This is a genomic window from Sandaracinaceae bacterium (genome assembly GCA_016706685.1).
GTDB lineage: Bacteria > Myxococcota_A > Polyangia > Polyangiales > Houyiibacteriaceae > JADJJE01.
Window position 1 is genome coordinate 66918 of the sequence record JADJJE010000057.1, and the last position, 15156, is coordinate 82073.

The 15156-nt window shown below is 69.6% G+C and carries 14 protein-coding genes; 4 read left to right on the plus strand and 10 right to left on the minus strand.

Annotation, left to right across the window (positions count from 1 at the left end):
* Together IPI43_33695 and IPI43_33700 are read right to left on the minus strand one after the other, a co-directional pair.
* Nucleotides 1–897 (minus strand): diiron oxygenase, encoded by an 897-nt coding sequence (locus tag IPI43_33695; protein MBK7779017.1) that lies wholly within the window; start codon nucleotides 895–897, stop codon nucleotides 1–3.
* A gap of 11 nt (nucleotides 898–908) precedes the next feature.
* The gene (locus IPI43_33700) at nucleotides 909–2054 is read right to left on the minus strand and encodes a hypothetical protein (protein MBK7779018.1); all 1146 of its coding nucleotides are present in this window, start codon (nucleotides 2052–2054) and stop codon (nucleotides 909–911) included.
* Nucleotides 2055–2183: 129 nt separating this feature from the next.
* On the opposite strand from IPI43_33700, the gene IPI43_33705 reads away from it, so the two are divergent.
* Nucleotides 2184–2996 (plus strand): 2OG-Fe(II) oxygenase, encoded by an 813-nt coding sequence (locus IPI43_33705; GenBank protein MBK7779019.1) that lies wholly within the window; start codon nucleotides 2184–2186, stop codon nucleotides 2994–2996.
* Nucleotides 2997–3060: 64 nt separating this feature from the next.
* Here the strand turns inward: IPI43_33705 and IPI43_33710 are convergent, their stop codons facing one another.
* From IPI43_33710 to IPI43_33745, 8 genes are all read right to left on the minus strand, one after another.
* The gene (locus IPI43_33710) at nucleotides 3061–3444 is read right to left on the minus strand and encodes a response regulator (protein MBK7779020.1); all 384 of its coding nucleotides are present in this window, start codon (nucleotides 3442–3444) and stop codon (nucleotides 3061–3063) included.
* Complete coding sequence (locus IPI43_33715; protein MBK7779021.1) at nucleotides 3441–5603, minus strand: HAMP domain-containing protein; 2163 nt, start codon at nucleotides 5601–5603, stop codon at nucleotides 3441–3443. The genes IPI43_33710 and IPI43_33715 overlap by 4 nt, the downstream gene beginning before the upstream one ends.
* Before the next feature lie 83 nt (nucleotides 5604–5686).
* Nucleotides 5687–7564 carry a glycosyltransferase family 4 protein gene (locus IPI43_33720; protein ID MBK7779022.1) on the minus strand — a complete coding sequence of 626 codons (1878 nt, stop codon included), beginning with the start codon at nucleotides 7562–7564 and terminating at the stop codon, nucleotides 5687–5689.
* A 2-nt stretch (nucleotides 7565–7566) separates the two neighbouring features.
* Entirely contained in the window at nucleotides 7567–9078 is a 1512-nt protein-coding gene (locus IPI43_33725; protein MBK7779023.1) for an oligosaccharide flippase family protein, read from the minus strand.
* Complete coding sequence (locus tag IPI43_33730; GenBank protein MBK7779024.1) at nucleotides 9075–10583, minus strand: hypothetical protein; 1509 nt, start codon at nucleotides 10581–10583, stop codon at nucleotides 9075–9077. Before IPI43_33730 ends, IPI43_33725 begins: the two co-directional genes overlap by 4 nt.
* 6 nt (nucleotides 10584–10589) lie before the next feature.
* Nucleotides 10590–11792, minus strand: a complete 1203-nt coding sequence (locus IPI43_33735; protein ID MBK7779025.1) for a glycosyltransferase — start codon at nucleotides 11790–11792, stop codon at nucleotides 10590–10592.
* Between the two features lie 58 nt (nucleotides 11793–11850).
* Entirely contained in the window at nucleotides 11851–12138 is a 288-nt protein-coding gene (locus tag IPI43_33740) for a helix-turn-helix domain-containing protein (GenBank protein MBK7779026.1), read from the minus strand.
* The gene (locus IPI43_33745; protein MBK7779027.1) at nucleotides 12135–12425 is read right to left on the minus strand and encodes a BrnT family toxin; all 291 of its coding nucleotides are present in this window, start codon (nucleotides 12423–12425) and stop codon (nucleotides 12135–12137) included. The genes IPI43_33740 and IPI43_33745 overlap by 4 nt, the downstream gene beginning before the upstream one ends.
* A 33-nt stretch (nucleotides 12426–12458) precedes the next feature.
* Between IPI43_33745 and IPI43_33750 the strand changes: the two genes are divergently transcribed.
* From IPI43_33750 to IPI43_33760, 3 genes are all read left to right on the plus strand, one after another.
* A complete protein-coding gene (locus IPI43_33750; GenBank protein MBK7779028.1) occupies nucleotides 12459–13220 on the plus strand; it encodes a hypothetical protein in 762 nt (253 codons plus the stop codon).
* A 133-nt stretch (nucleotides 13221–13353) separates the two neighbouring features.
* Nucleotides 13354–14493: a hypothetical protein gene (locus tag IPI43_33755; protein ID MBK7779029.1), complete on the plus strand. Its 1140-nt coding sequence runs from the start codon at nucleotides 13354–13356 to the stop codon at nucleotides 14491–14493.
* 7 nt (nucleotides 14494–14500) lie between these two features.
* Complete coding sequence (locus tag IPI43_33760) at nucleotides 14501–15154, plus strand: hypothetical protein (protein ID MBK7779030.1); 654 nt, start codon at nucleotides 14501–14503, stop codon at nucleotides 15152–15154.
* The last annotated feature ends 2 nt before the right edge of the window (nucleotides 15155–15156 follow it).

Below are 15156 nucleotides of genomic sequence, written 5' to 3' on the forward strand. Positions count from 1 at the left end.
CTAGAGCGCGGGCACTTCCGTCAGCAGCCCGCAGTCCACGAACAGCCGCACCAACTTGGCGCTGGCCGTGTTGCGCAGGGTGGCGCTGGCCGGGTGCGCCAGGATGGCGTTGCGCACGTTGAACGCGTCCGGGATGCCCGCGTCGCGGTACATGCTGGGGTTGTAGAAGTCGGCCCAGCTGGCCTTCAGGTACTGCGCGAGCCAGGTCTGCACGCGCACGCGCACCTCGTCGGGCCACTCGGCCAGCCAGCGCTCCGACAGCTCGCGCAGGTGCAGCCGCCCGAACGCGATGTGCCGTGACTCGTCGCGGTGATGCAGGTCGTTCAGCTCGCGCACGATGGGCTCGATGCGCTGGTCGCCCATCATCTGCATGTTGTAGTAGTCGCCCAGCTCCTCCACCACGAGCGCCTTGCAGAAGAACATGACCTCTTCTTCGCCCTTGGCGTAGGTGCGATCGAGCGCCACCTTCTTCTCGGGATAGACCTTGCCCACGTAGCGGTTCAGGAACATCCCGAACATCACCATGTGCTTGTTCTCTTCATCCAAGAAGTGGTGCAGGTACTCCGTGGCGTCGGCCGTGACGCGCTTCGAGTACAGCCGGTCGCTGAGCCCGGCCACCAGCGGGCGCTCGCCCTGCAGCGTGAGGCTGAAGAAGTTGGCGCACTCGTAGAGTGACAGCCGCACGCGCTGCTCTTCGGTGAGCGTGTCCCAGTGCTCGGTGCCCCAGATGCTCATCAGCTCGGGCGCCATGCAGTACCGCTCGCCGCTCAGCGCCTCGGGCCAGGCGATGTCGGTGTACACGTTCCACGAGCGCTCGCGCGAGAGCTTGGTCAGGCGCACGGCGACGTCGGAGGCGGACTTCGGGGTGCGTTCGGAGGTGGCTTCGGTGGTGGTCATGGGAATCTCGCTCAGAGCATGGGCCCGTGGCCGTCCAGGTTGGTGAGGAACAAGCTGCGGCGCGTCTGCTCGAAGGGCTGCAGCAGCGCCTCCAGCTCGGGCGACGCACAGAACAGGCGGCGGTCCTTCAAGACCACGAAGCCGTTGTCAGCATAGCCAGCCACCCAGCCGGGGTGCGACTGGTTGGCGGTCACGAGGTCCACCCCGAGCCCACGCAGGTGCTCGAACGCAGCGTGCAGGATCTCACCGGCGTGCTCGGGCAGCCCGAAGCTGTCCGCGATCTGCCCCACGTGCAGGTCCCCGAAGCGCGGGTCGCCGGACAGCTGCTTGTGCACCACCACGGCCCAGCCCAGCGTCTCTCCCGCGCGCGTGACGCGCAGGCGGATGGGCGCCGGCCACTCGAGCGTGCGGTGCTCGGCGGGGACCAGCGTGTTCATGGCGTCGGCGTCACGGACCGCGATGGCGTCGTAGCGGTCGCGCGCGCGCAGCCACAGCTCGTCTGCCCAGGGGCCGAACTCCGTGACCACCTGCGCCGTGCTGTGGAAGCGCTTGCCCGAACGCAGCCGCAGCCCCGCATGCAACGCGGTGAAGCCCAGCGTGCCGAGGCCGGTGGCCGCCAGCACGTCTTGCCCGAGCGCGCGCCGCGGGTCCTTCCGCAGGTAGGCGTTCTTGCGCAGGAAGGCGCTCGGGTTGCACACCCGGAACACGAAGGGCGTGGCGTACAGCCGCCAGCCCATCTTGGTGAGCAGCTGCACGATGGGCTCGCCATCGCCCCCGTGGCCCCAGCTGTAGAGCAGCGGCTGCTTCTTCTTCATGTCGCGCAGGAGACGCAGCCCGAGCGCGGCGTAGCGGTTGTCGATGGCACCGAGCGACACCGGCCCCTGCCAGTCGGCCACCACGTGCTCTTGCCCGTGCAGGCGCCAGACCTGCGGCTTCAAGCCATAGGCGCCCACGCAGCGCTCGTCCGGCTGCCCAGCCTGCTCGATGGCCAGGTGCAGCTCGCGCCACACCGGCTGGTCGGGCCGGGCCTTGGGAATCCACGCTGGCGTCGGGTCCACGTAGAAGCCCCACGGTGAGTCCGCGGCACGCAGCTGCGCGTTGAAGGCCTCGACGAGAGGCTTTCGCTCGACGCTGTGGGGGACGATCGCGGTGGCCATGGACGACGCTGCGGAAAGAAGTGGAGGGAGTAGGGTCGACGACAGTGTAGGGAAAGGTCAGTATGGCCCAACGTGATTCGTACGCCAGTGGCCGAAAGATCCACCCGGCCCTATGTCTTCGGAGCTCTCATGATGATCCTCCCTCTCGACCGCGAGCGCCTGCGCGCGCAGTTCCGGGCCGCCAAGCCCTTCCCCCACGTCGTCCTCGATAACTTCCTGGACCCAGCGCAGGCCGCCGACGTGGCGAGCGCCTACCCCACCTTCCAGCGCGCGCGAGAGCTGGGGGACGAGTTCAAGGGGGTCAACGAGCACGGCAAGATCCAGATCACGGACGCCTCACGCTTCCCGCAGAAGGTGCAGGCGCTCAACGCAGCGCTCGGCTCGGAGGGGTTCCTGGCAGACCTGGCCTACATCACCGGCATTCCGGAGCTGCGGTACGACCCGAGCCTGGCCGGCGGTGGCATTCACGTCACCGGCCCGCGCGGGCGCCTCGATGTGCACGTGGACTTCAACTACCTCGAGTCGCAGAAGCTGTACCGGCGGCTCAACCTGCTGCTGTACCTGAACCCCACGTGGCAAGAGGGCTGGGGCGGCGGCGTCGAGTTCTGGGACGAGGGCGTCACGCGCTGCGAGCAGCGCCTCACCCCGCTGCTGAACCGCTGCGTGATCTTCGAGACCAGCGAGCGCAGCTTCCACGGCGTGGAGGAGGTGCGCTGCCCGCCCGGCATGGTGCGCCAGTCGTTCGCCGTCTACTACTACACGGAGGCGCCGCCCAAGGACTACCGCGGCGTGGATCACACCACCATCTTCCGCGCGCGGCCCGACGAGTCGCTCAAGCGGTTGGTGCTGATGCCCGCCGAGAAGGCGCTGAAGCAGGTCAAGGCCCAAGGCGACCGCGCGCGACGCGTCAAAGAGCGGCTCTCGCGCCTCGTCTCCCGCTGAGGCGAGCAGCCATCCGTTGCACACCTCCACTGCTCGATGGCGGCGGTGTCCAGGCCCGCCCGACTCAGCGCTTCAGCTTGATCAGGCGCATGGCTGCACCCAGCTGGCGGGTCAGAGAGCCGATGTTGCCCTTCTGCGTGAACGCTCCATCGAAGCCGTACTCCCGGTAGCGCGCCTCTTCGGCCGGGTCCGAGGTGTACATGTAGAAGAGCGGCGGGGTGCTCATGCCCTCGACCGCCGCGCGCAGGTTCTCGAGCACCTGTCCGCCGTGCAGGCCGGGCATGTGCATGTCCAGGATGACGAGGTCCGCACCCACCAACAGCCGCGCGGTTCCCACCGTCTGCGTGGTGGTCTTGATGGCGTAGCCGAGAGGCTCGAGCTCGGCACGGATTTGCTCCAGGACGATCTCGCTGTCGTCGATGACGACTATGGTCCCTTTGGTGCTCATGGACTGCCTTTCACGGACTTGATGATCCGAAATTGGGTACCACGGCCGGCCTGCGTTGTCACCGACAGTCGGTAGCCCGCAGCCTCCAGGTCACCCGTGACGGCGTCTAGTCCCACGCCCTGCCCGCTCAGCTCATCGACTTCCTCGCGGCTGGTGAGGCCGGCCAGCGCCACCAGCTGGACCAAGTCCGCGCCCTCGGCGGCGATGCCCTTGGCCGCGGCCGAAGCGCGCAGGCCGGCTTCGTCGATGCCCGCGCCGTCGTCCTCCACCACGATGCGCACCCCTGCGTCATCCGCTTCGCAGCGCACGTGGATGGTGCCCGTCTCGGGCTTGCCCGCCGCGACGCGCTCCGCGGGCAGCTCGATGCCGTGCGCGATCGCGTTGCGCACCAGGTGGCTGAGCACACCGCCCAGCACATCGCTGAGCGACGCGGGCACGGCACACTCGCGGCCCTCGATGGCGATCTGGGCCTTCACGCCTGCTCGCTCGCACCAGCGCGGCGCGGCCTCTTGCACCAGGAAGACCAGCTCGCCGAAGGGGCGCGCGGCCAGGCGCTCGAGGTGGCTGCGCAGCGCGGGCGCGGCGGTCGGGATCAGCGACATCACCGTGTTGAGGTCGCCGCGGCGCACCGTGATCTGATCGAGGATGGCCTCACCCACGGGGCTCTGCGCCACGAACAGCTGCTCCGCGTTGTCGAGCGCGGCGCGGAGGTCCGCGATGCGCTGGTTCATCTCGGTGACGGGGATGACCACGCCCGACTTCGCGCTGCGCAGGTCGTTGAGGCGTGTCTCGATGCTCTGCGCGTGCCGCCCGACGGCCTCGAGGTCGAAGCAGCGGGCCTCCGCGCGCAGCGTGTGCATCGTGCGGAAGATCTCGCCCACCATGGAGCGCGGCACGTCGGTGGACTCCGCGATGCCCGACTCGATGCGGCGCAGGCGCGTGCGCGTCTGCTCGAGGAAGCGCACGAAGACCTGCCCGCCGCCCGCCACCAGGCGCCGCATGGCGGCCACCGCGTTCTGGTGCACGCGCTCGTTCTCGCGCACCGAGCGCTCGAGGTCGCGCTGCGCCGTGATGTCGGTGGCGATCAAGAGCACGCGCTGCAGCTGCTCGCCCTCGAACACGGGCCGAAACAGCAGGCTGTAGCTGCGCTCGCGTCCGTCCGTGGTGTGCGCCAGCTCCTCGGGGGCGAGCTCCAGCAGCTCTTCCCAGTCGGCGCGGCCGCCGCGGAACACGGCGTCCTTCCACATCTCGAACGCGTCGCGCTCGATGTCGAGGCTGCCCTCGGGGTACAGCAGCGGGCTGATGTCGGAGGCCCGCGCCGTGCCGATGAAGGCGTCGGCCTGCCGTGAGCGGCTGGCGTCCACCGCGCCGTCCGGACCGAACAACAGGATGACCTGGCCCATGTGGTCCAGCAGCGTCTGCAGGCGCGCCGAGGTCTCGGCGATGCGCGTCTCGCGGTCGCGGATGGCAGCGGCCATGTCGTTGAAGGCACGCCCGAGCCGCGCGACCTCGTCGTTGCCGCGCACCGCGACTTGCGTGAGCTTGCCCTGCGCGAGGTCTCCCGAGGCGCTGGCCAGCACGCCGAGCGGGCCCGTCACCATGCGTCCCAGCATGGTCCACAGCAGCAGGGCCACCGACAGCCCGAGGATGGACGCAAAGAGCGCGATGGTGTCTGTCGCGGCTTGGTGGGACGCGCGCTCGGCCTCGAGGGTGACGTCGATGCGCACCACCCCGATGACCTCACCGTCCGGGTTCCGCACCAGCCGCGCGACGGTCACCAGGTCTTCACTCACGGTGACGCCTTGCTCGCGGGGGGGCGCCGGTGCGCGGGGCCCGTCGTTGGCCACGCGCAGCTCGGCGGCTGGGGCGACCTCGTCGCCGATCCAGACCGCCCCATACACCACGCCCTCGGTCTCGCGCAGGCGTTGAACGTCGGTGGTCAACGTGTCGGCGTCCCCGAAGTAGACGGCGGCTGCCTCGAACTCGGCGAAGAGGGCCGCGATCTGCTCCACGGTGTGCACCTTGGCGTCCACCAGGCGGGCCCACTCACGCTCGGAGATGACCGAGGAGGCCACGAGGGCTGCCGCAGCCAACACGATGGCCATGCCGAGCACGAGCTTGGCGGCCAAGGGGAAGGAGCGCTTGATCGGGGTTTCCACCAGCGTTGTATTATATCACTCTCCGCTCCCATCCCGGGACACAAAATGGCGAGACGCCCGCGAGTGCCCCGCGCAGCGCCTCTTCAGTAGAGGCCCAGGAAGCGCTCGCGCAGGCGCGCGAGTTCGCGTTGCTGCCGCGCGCGAGCCTGGGTGGCGTGCCGCGCGAACTGCTGACGCAGGCGGCCGAGAGTGTCCGGTGCGTCCGCGGGCAGCACCTGCTCGTCGAGGCTCGGCAGCCCGTCCGGGATGGGGCCCGCCTGATGGAGGGGCAGCACCAGCGCGGTGAGTCCCGCCGTGTCGATCACGCGCGTGAGCCCTGCGGCCACCAGCAGCACATCGCCAGGCAGCAGCGTCACGCGCTCACGGGCGCCCGTGCGTGTGTCGTCGAGCGCGAGCGAGTGCTCGGTCAGCGGCACCAGCAGCGTCCAGCGGCGCTCGAGCGGTGGATCCTGATAGCGCACGTGAAAGCTGCGCCGGGGGCCACGCGACACGTCGCCGCGCAACACGCCCTGCTCGCGCCCGTGCGGGTCCAGCAGCAGCCGCGAGGTGCCCGCGAAGTCTTCCAGCGCCGCGAGCGTGGCCGGGTGCGTCAGCGCGTCCAGCAGCGCGCGGGTGTGGGTGGGGAGGTGCTCGCCACGGAGCCAGGGCGTGTGCTGGTCGGCGGGCGTCAGTTGCGTCCACGCCGAGCCGGGGCACTGCGCGACCTCGTGCGCTAGCTCGGCCACGTGTGGAGCCGCGAGCAGCGCGGGGAGCAGGCGGTGCTCCCCCACGTCGGTCTGCCGTGAGCCCATGCCTTGTGCCAGCTGGTGCACTTGGCTCGCCAGCGGCGGCACGGGGCCCGCGTCGCCACGTGCGCTGGCTCGCGCGTGCTCGCCGCGCTGCGTCTTCGTGATGGCGCGCTCGAGGGCCGCCTCCATGCGCTGCGTGGCATCATCCAGCGTGTAGGTAGTGGCGCGTGTGAATGCGGCGTCGGAGCGCGCACGCCATTCGTCGCGCGGGAGCGTGCAGACACGCACCAGGGCGCTCGCCAGCGCGGCGGGGTCATCGTGTGGCACCAACAGCCCGCCGCCGCTGGGCAGCAGCTCGGGCGCGGCGCCTGCGGGGGTAGCGGCCACTGGGGTGCGACAGGCCATGGCCTCCAGCAGCGGCAGGCCAAAGCCCTCCGCGCGCGAAGCATGGATGAACACGTCGCAGCTCGCATACAGCGCGCGCAGGGCCTCGGGCGTGGGCGACAGCTGCATGCTCACCCAGCTGGGAAGCGCCCGCTCGGGTGGCGGGTGCGAGCGCCCGAAGCACACGCCACGCAGCTCGGGCAGCTGTTGCTTGGCGAGCAAGAGCGCCGCCCGTGTGATGTCGCCACCCTTGATGGCCAGCGGCCCCACGTCCATGAGCCCCACCGTGGGCACCGCGTTGCGCTCTCGCGGAGGCGCGTGGAACAGCTGCGTGTCCACGGCGTTGGGCACGTGCGAGAGGTCGCTGTCGCCGAAGTCCACCCGCGCGATGTCCGCCATGAACTCCGCGATCACGATCTTGTGCAGCGGCAGGCGCCAGGTCTGGCGCACGCGCTCGCGCGGCATGTCGTCGATGGTCCACTCGACACCCTGCAGGAAGTACGCCTTCGCGCCCTTGCTGGCCGGCAGCGCGGCGATCCACTCGGCCGTCTCCCACCACGTGGCCACGATCACATCGGCATCGGGCACGTCCTCGGCGCGCGGTGGCCCGGCGCTCGTGAGCACACGATGCTCGAGCTGCAGCTCGTCCAGCCAGCTGCGCCCGTCGCTCGCCGAGAACGAGCGCCCCTTCCAGCGGTTGATGACCTTGCGCAGCGGACGCGGGCGCTCGCCCGGGCCGGTCACGACGCACACCTGGTGGCCGCGCTGGGCCAAGCGCTCCGCGTACGTGGCCACCACGCGGTTGCCCCCCGAGAAGTTGGCGGTCTTGTGCACGAAGGTGACGCGCATGGCTAACCTCGGACCTCCGCCGGAGCGGCGCGATGCGCACGTCGCCGCGCCAGGCGCTCGCGCAGCAGGGGGCCAGCGAGGGGCACGAACGCCAGCGAGACCACGAGCGCGATCAACCCCGAGCGCAGCACCACGTGCACACCCACATCGCGCAGCCACCACTCGAACACCGCGCCGAGGCCTCCCACCGTTGCGACCACCAACGTGAGGCGCACGTCGTTGCGCACGCCCGTCACGCCCAGCGAGCGACACGCGGCCGTGCACACCACATAGCGCACCGCCTCCGATGCCGCGTAGCCCAGCACCGCGCCGGGGAAGCCGAGCCCCACCTGCTGCGCTTCGCCCACGTAGAACCCGAGCGGGATGAGCACCGCCATGGCCAGCACCTTGGCGAACGACCCGGCGGCCACGCCTCGCGGCATGTCGGCGGCCAGCAGCGCCGCGCCGTAGGTGTTGCCGAGCACCAGCAGAAAGCCGCCGGCGGCCAAGAGCTGCACGGCCCAGCCGGCCTCTTGGTAGCGGTCGTCGTAGAGCAGGTCCACCGCCGTGGGGCCTCCTGCGATGAGCCCGGCAAAGGCCCAGGCGGCCAGGATCATGAGCGGCGTGCGGATGCTCTCGAACACGTCGCGGAAGTGCCCGTCGCGCTCGCGCACGCGGCTGTAGACCGGGAAGATGATCTGCATGGACAGCCGGCTGAGCGCCTCGCTCGGGAGGGTCGCGATGACCACGCCGATGTAGTAGACGCCCAGGCGGTCGAGCGGCACCAAGCGCCCGAACACCAGCCGGTCCGCCTGCCCGGCCAGGAAGGTGAGCAGCGTGCTCACGAAGATCCAGCGGCCGAAGCGCACCAGCGTCTGCGCAGCGGGCCGCTCCCAGGTGAAGCGGTTGCGGATGCCCGGCAGGTAGGTGTGGCTGAGCACCATGCGCACCACGTTGGTGGTGAGCGCGCCGGCCACCAACGCCAGCACCGACCGGTCCACCAGCGCCCAGGCCACCATGACCACGAGCCCCGCGACCTGCGCGATGATCAGCGAGATCTCGATGCGGCGCACGTCCAGCTGGCGGTTGAGCGTGAACAGCTTGGTGGAGTTGAAGCCCGCGAAGAGCGCGGTGGTGGACACCAGCGGCAGCAGCCACGCCAGCTGCGCCTCGCCGTAGAACGACGCGAACGGCAGCGCCACGGCGCAGGCCACCAGCCAGATGGCCACGCCGCGAGCCGCCTGCATGGTCCAGGCGGTGTTCACGAACGAGTCGTCCTGGCGCTCGTTCTGGATGAGGCTCGGGCCGATGCCGATGTCGCTGAAGAGCTCGAGGCCCTGCAGCACCGTGGACATCAGCGCCATGACGCCGAAGGCCTCTTCGAACAGCAGGCGCGTGAGGATCAGGTTGCCCAGCAGCCGGATGAGCTGCGCGCCGCCGTAGCCCACCACCACCCAGAGGGCACCACGCTCGGCGCGCCCTTCGAACGGGTGCTCTTCTGCAGGGGGAGCGGTGTCCGTCACGCTGTCACTCACGAGGCGCCTTCTAGCAGCCCGATACCCCGCGCTCCATGCGCGGGCCGGTAGCGCTCTTCTTCATGCTCCTCGTGGTCGTCACGGTCATCGAGCTGGTCCACGTCGTCGACGGCCCGCTCACGCCCGCCTCGCCTGCGCCGCCGCGGTGCCTGGGGCGAGCCCTGGCGCGCATCCGAGAGCCCATGCAGCAAGCCGAAGAGCGCGCCCGCCAGGAAGAACGGTAGGCAGTGGAAGAGCCCGTTGGGCAGGAGGTCCACCACCAGCAGCGACGTGATGAGCGCGAGGGCGGCGAGCCGCTGGCGGTCTTGACGCCTCTTCACGCGCTTGATGCGCCGCCAGGTGAGCACCACCGGCACGGTCATGAGCCCGTACACGGCGACGAAGCCCACGAGCCCGCGCGAGCCGATCTGGATGGCCCAGTCGCCGTCCGTGACCGAGAGGTCCTCGCCCGTCACCGGGTCGAAGAGCCGGTTGCGGTTGTAGCCGCCCCACCCGAAGAGCGGCTGCTCGAGGGCGCGCTGCAAGAGCTGGTACTCTTGGTCGAAGCGGAACCAGAGCGACAGCGCGCGCTCCTCGTTGATCTTCTCGGCCTGCGCCACGAGCTCATCGGTGGGGAACGTGTCCGTGGTGCGCAGCGCGGGGTACAGCAGCGTGAGCAGCGCCAGGAACGCCGGCAGCCGCGCGCGCGGCAGCTTCACCAGCGCCACCACGGGCAGCACCACCAGCGCATAGATGATGGCGCCCGTGCTCTTGCAGAGCACCAGCACCACGCCCAGAAAGTACACCGTGCGTGCGCGCACGCGCCCCGTGCGGTGCAGCACGATGGCAGCGATGGTGGCGACCAGCATGAACATGCCTACCGCCAGGCCGGTCTGCATGAAGATCATGGGCCGGTAGCCGCCGAAGCGCATGGCCATGGAGAAGTCCATCTGGTGGTAGCCGTAGATCCAGTTGTGCAGCTGCGGGCTGAAGCGGATCTCGATCAGGGCGAGGAACGCATACACCACGCCGCCCACCACGATGCCGTTCAGCAGGGTGCGCAGGTCACCCCGGCTGGTGAACATGGCGCGGCCCAGCAGGAAGGGCAGGTAGATGGCCAGCGTGTCCTTGATGCCCAGCGCGAACGAGTCGTACAGCGTGAGGCCCTGGCGCACGACGGGCCCCGAGATGAGCGGGAATTGGTTGGTGAGGGCGGTGCCCACGTTGCACAGCAAGAGCAGCACGAAGAAGAGGTCGATGCCGCGGAAGGGGCGCGCGCGGCGCACGTCGGCGCGCGCCTTCCACAGGCAGCCCACGAAGGCCCAGAACGCCGTGATGGACGTCTTGTCCATGGGCGGCAGCAGCGGCGGGTCGATGGCCAGCACCTCGGGCAGGAACAGCACGCCCCCCAGCACCGTCATCAGCGTGGCCTTCGTGGCCGGCATGCGGGAGTAGAACCACAGCGTCAGCGGGATGAAGAGGAACAGCGCCGCGTAGGCCAGGGGGTTCGGGTGCCCGAAGAACATGGGGCCCTAGGCGTGCGCTCGCAGCAGGCTGGCCAGGCTCGCGGCGGTGACGCGCACGTCGTGGCGCTCGAGCACCGCGCGGCGACCGGCCTCGCCCATGGCCACCAGCTTCTCGGTGGGCGTGGCCAGCACCTGGCGCAGGGCTGCCACCAGGTGGTCCACGCTGCCCGCGGGTACCAGCCAGCCGTTCTCACCGGGCACCACCAGCTCGGGGATGCCAGCCACATACGTGGAGAGCACCGGCCGCCCGAGGCCCAGCGCCTCCATGATGACCACCGGCAGGCCCTCGGCGAAGCTGGGCAAGATCATGGCGCGCGCCGCCAGCAGCTGCTCGCGCACTTCATCGCCGCTGGCCCAGCCCGTAATGTGCACGCGCCCGGTGAGCCCGTGCTGCGCGATGGCCGCCTCGATCTCGGGCCGCATCTCGCCGTCGCCCACCAGCGTGAGCTCGAAGGCCACGCCCTCGCGGGCCAGCTGGCCCAGCGCCTCGATCAGCAGGATCTGCCCTTTTTGTTCGCTCAGCCGGCCCACGCTCACCAGACGTGGGGCCGTTGGGAAGGGGCGGCCATCCCCTTCGAGGAAAGCAGCCTCCACGCCACAGCGCACGATCTGCACCTTGGGCCAGTGCTCGTACGCGATCTGCCGGTAGAGCTGGCTGCGGCCGAAGTGGCTGATGGCGCACACGAAGCGGCTGCGCTCCACCTTCTCGCCGAGCGCGATGGCCGCAGGCTTGTCGAACTCCTCGGGGCCGTGCACGTGGAAGCTGTAGCCGGGCCCGCCCAGCGCCGCGACCAGCATGGCCACCGTGGTGGAGTTGGTGCCGAAGTGCGCGTGCACGTGCTGCACGCCGGCTTCTTCCAGCCACTCGAGCAGCACGCAGGCCTCCCCCAGATACGCCCCGTGGATCACCAGGCCGCGCTCCGAGCCGTAGCCCACGCGCGCCGCCATCGCCGAGGCGCGCGCGAACTCCTTGGGCCGCTTCGCCGCCACGCGCGCCATGGCCGCCGCCAGCCCCTGCGGGCCGCCGTCCAGCACCACGCGCGTGAGCTCGGCCTCGCGAAGATCCGCCGGGTCCGTCAGCGGCTCGGCCACCCGGCGCACCGAGCAGCGCAGCACGTCGAAGCCCAGCGTCTCGAGCGCCTGCAGCTCGCGCCGGATGAAGGTGTGGCTGACCTTGGGGTACTGATTGACGAGGTATGCGATGCGCATAGGGCCTTGCCGTAGCAGCCCCTGGGCCCGCGAGCCCCCCGGCGGGGGTCGACGCGCGTCAGGCGGCGGTGCGGACGTTCTCGCGAACCACACTCGGATGACGGGCCGCGATGCGAAGGAGCGCGAGCGCAGGCCCCTCGGGCGACCTTCGATCCTGCTCCCAGTTCCGCAGCGTGTGCACGCTGATCCCGAGCGCGTCAGCGAACTGAGTCTGCGTCAGCCCGATGAAGCGCCGCAGGGCGGCCACATCACCCGGCTGGAGCTCCCCGCGCATGATGCGGTCCCGCTGAGTTCGGCGAAGTGCCCGAGCGAACTCGGACTTGGTGAGCTCACGTGTGCTCTTCATCTGTGTTGCTCCATGTGCTCGGTGTAGAGAGCGTGCTCTGCCTTGGTTGCCCAGCGAGCGCTGATGAACCGGATGGTGTCCTCGACACGCTCCGTGAAGACCACCAGGACGACCCCGCGTCGGATCGGACCGATCGCGATGAACCGTTCCTCTGTGGCGGAGTGATCCGCGTCGTAGATCTCGAGGAAGTCGACGTCGGAAGCGAAGAGCTCTTCCGCTTCTTTGAAGCTGACCCCGTGCTTCGCGATGTTCTGGCGCTCCTTACGAGCGTCCCACTCGAACTTCATCAACAAAGTATACGCCAATGACTGACTACGTCAATGGACTACCACCCCGACGAACACGGTGACCGCGGCGGATACGTGTGGCTGGACTACGGACAGAGCGGTAGCGTGGTGGGCATGACTCCCTCGTGGAGAGAGCTTGGGCGCGCGGTCGCGCTGGGGATCGTTGCAGGGGTAGTGATGCTTCGGCCCGAGCCCATTGCGTCCCAACGCGACGCTGTCGATGCCCCTGCTGCGGTTGGCCGCCGGATCGAGCGAGCGAACAGCCGCACTGCGCTGCGCGCCGTTCTGCACGACCTGATGCTCAACCTGCCATCGACACGCGAGCCAGACCCCGTCTGCGATGACTCGACGCGGGAGGCTTGTGCCTGGAGGTTCCTCGGCCGCGAGGCACTACGGAAGAGCCACCGTCTGCACGACTCGGAAGCGCGCCGAGTGCTGGAAGCTTCGGCGCTGCGGCGCGAGTACGCGGACATCGACAGTGCATGCTTCGATGATCCCGTCCAGGTTGCCCTACTGCTGCACTTCGCCTTCGTGCGACGCGCGGACCCCCTCGTGGCCCCCGCCTCCAGCTGCCGGCTCGACGGTCTCGCTCGCATGTCTAGCGATCGCCCGGAGGGACCCCACTGGTGGGTTCGCGTCGAAGAACGGCGAGGTCGTGCCGCCACGATCGACCTGATTCATCGCGATCACTCGCGCACCAGCGCGGGGCTGACGGACAACGTCTTCTCGAGCTATGAGCTCCGGCAGCGTCAATCCGAGTGGTGGTACGTGGGCGGCCACGTGACCTCGAACTGATCGAGTGGAATCTCCCGCAGGTGTAGCCGCCGCCTCGGCAGGGGCGGGGTCTTGGGGTCCGGGGCTCCCGCTTCTCCAAAGGGCGTGGAATTTTCCGACGGACCGACCGTACGACGCGATACCATCGCCGCCCATGCAACCGCCGCCCACCGACCCTAGCGCCCCGTCTGCCGCGCCTGCTGCGGGCCACAAGTTCCCGTGTCCTTCGTGCGGTGCGCCCGAGATGGCGTGGGACGCCACCACGCAGTCGCTCAAGTGCCCGTACTGCCACCACGTGCACGAGATCGCGGCGGCGGCGGGCTCGCAGGACATCGTGGAGCACGACCTGCAGTCCGGCCTCACCATGGCCACGCAGCGCGGCTTCGGCGCCACCACGCGCACCATCAACTGCAAGACCTGCGGCGCCACGGTGGCCTTCGGCGGCCAGAGCATCAGCACCCGCTGCGACTTCTGCGGGTCACCGCACGTGCTCGAGCAGGAGAGCAACCGCAACCTCATCCGGCCCGAGTCCATCGTGCCCTTCGGCGTGGACCAGAACCGCGCGAAGAACATGTTCTCGGAGTGGATCGGCGGCCTGTGGTTTCGCCCGTCGGACCTCAAGAAGCGGGCCAGCGTGGGCGAGATCAACGGGGTCTACATCCCGTACTGGACGTTCGACGCGTGGGTGAACTCCAGCTGGACGGCGCAGGCCGGCCACGACTACCAGGAGCAGGAGCACTACTGGGGTAAGGACGCGAACGGCAACAACGTGCAGATGACGCGCACGGTGACCAAGACGCGCTGGCAGCCGGCGTGGGGCTCGCGCCAGGACCACCACGACGACGTGCTGGTGTGCGCCGGGCGCGGCTTGCCCGAGGCGCTGGTGCAGCAGCTGCACGGCTTCGAGCTCAACCAGCTGCGGCCCTATGACCCGGGCTTCTTGTCGGGCTGGCGCGCGGAGGAGTACGCCGTGGACCTCAACGAGGCCTGGGGCAAGGGGCTCAAGAAGATCGAGGCCACGCAGCAGCAGCGCTGTCACAACGACGTGCGCGCCGACCGCGTGCAGAACCTGAACGTGATGAACCAGTTCGGGCAAGAGAAGTTCAAGCACATCCTCTTGCCCATCTGGATCGCGTCGTATCGCTACAACGACAAGGTCTTCCGCTTCCTGATCAACGGTCAGAACGGCCAGGTGCAGGGTGAAGCCCCCTACAGCTGGGTGAAGATCTTCTTCTTCAGCGTCTTCGTGCTGATGGTGGTCATGCTCATCTGCCTGCTCACGCAGGGCAACTGAGGCCACGGTGCGCGTCGAGTCCCACTCCAGCCTGCAGCTCGCGTCGGTGCACGACCACGCGCTGGCGCGCCACGGCATCGAGAAGCTCGCGGGCGGCTACGCGTTCGTGCTGACCACGGGCATCGGGCAGCCACGCACGTGGGGCTTCACGCGCACACCGCTCCAGGCGGGCTTTGCGGCGGGGCTCGTGGAGGGCGAAGCCATGCCCGCCAAGGAGCGCGTGCGGCACGCCTTCGGGGTGGCTCGCGGGCGCCTGGTCACGTGCTGCAACGCGCTCATCGAGCAGCGCGTGCCCGATGCGTCGCTCGCGGCGCTGGTGCTGCTAGACGACACCGCGCACGTCATCGCCGCGGGCCGCGTGCGGGCCTACCTGTGGCGCATGGGCGAGCACCGCCGCCTGACGCCCGACAACGAGCAAGACCCCGAGAGCGCCAACGGCGTGCTGCGCGCGGAGCCGGCCCACTCGCAGGTGGCCCTCGAGCCGCGCGACGTGCTGATGATGGGCTCCACCACGGCCTTCTCGCCGGCGGCCGTAGCCAAGATCGCCTCGGTCATGCAGGCCGATCCGGAGACCCCGGTGAGCATCCTGGCCACGCTCATGACCGAGCCCGCCAAGGCCAGCGGCGCGGGCGCCGCGGCGGTGGTGGTGCGGGTGCGCTGACG

Coding starts and splice junctions, on each gene's coding strand:
- IPI43_33695 (MBK7779017.1), bottom strand. CDS start 897: ATGACCACCACCGAAGCCACCTCCGAACGCACCCCGAAGTCCGCCTCC.
- IPI43_33745 (MBK7779027.1), bottom strand. CDS start 12,425: ATGAAGTTCGAGTGGGACGCTCGTAAGGAGCGCCAGAACATCGCGAAG.
- IPI43_33700 (MBK7779018.1), bottom strand. CDS start 2,054: ATGGCCACCGCGATCGTCCCCCACAGCGTCGAGCGAAAGCCTCTCGTC.
- IPI43_33720 (MBK7779022.1), bottom strand. CDS start 7,564: ATGCGCGTCACCTTCGTGCACAAGACCGCCAACTTCTCGGGGGGCAAC.
- IPI43_33705 (MBK7779019.1), top strand. CDS start 2,184: ATGATGATCCTCCCTCTCGACCGCGAGCGCCTGCGCGCGCAGTTCCGG.
- IPI43_33750 (MBK7779028.1), top strand. CDS start 12,459: ATGGACTACCACCCCGACGAACACGGTGACCGCGGCGGATACGTGTGG.
- IPI43_33710 (MBK7779020.1), bottom strand. CDS start 3,444: ATGAGCACCAAAGGGACCATAGTCGTCATCGACGACAGCGAGATCGTC.
- IPI43_33735 (MBK7779025.1), bottom strand. CDS start 11,792: ATGCGCATCGCATACCTCGTCAATCAGTACCCCAAGGTCAGCCACACC.
- IPI43_33755 (MBK7779029.1), top strand. CDS start 13,354: ATGCAACCGCCGCCCACCGACCCTAGCGCCCCGTCTGCCGCGCCTGCT.
- IPI43_33740 (MBK7779026.1), bottom strand. CDS start 12,138: ATGAAGAGCACACGTGAGCTCACCAAGTCCGAGTTCGCTCGGGCACTT.
- IPI43_33730 (MBK7779024.1), bottom strand. CDS start 10,583: ATGTTCTTCGGGCACCCGAACCCCCTGGCCTACGCGGCGCTGTTCCTC.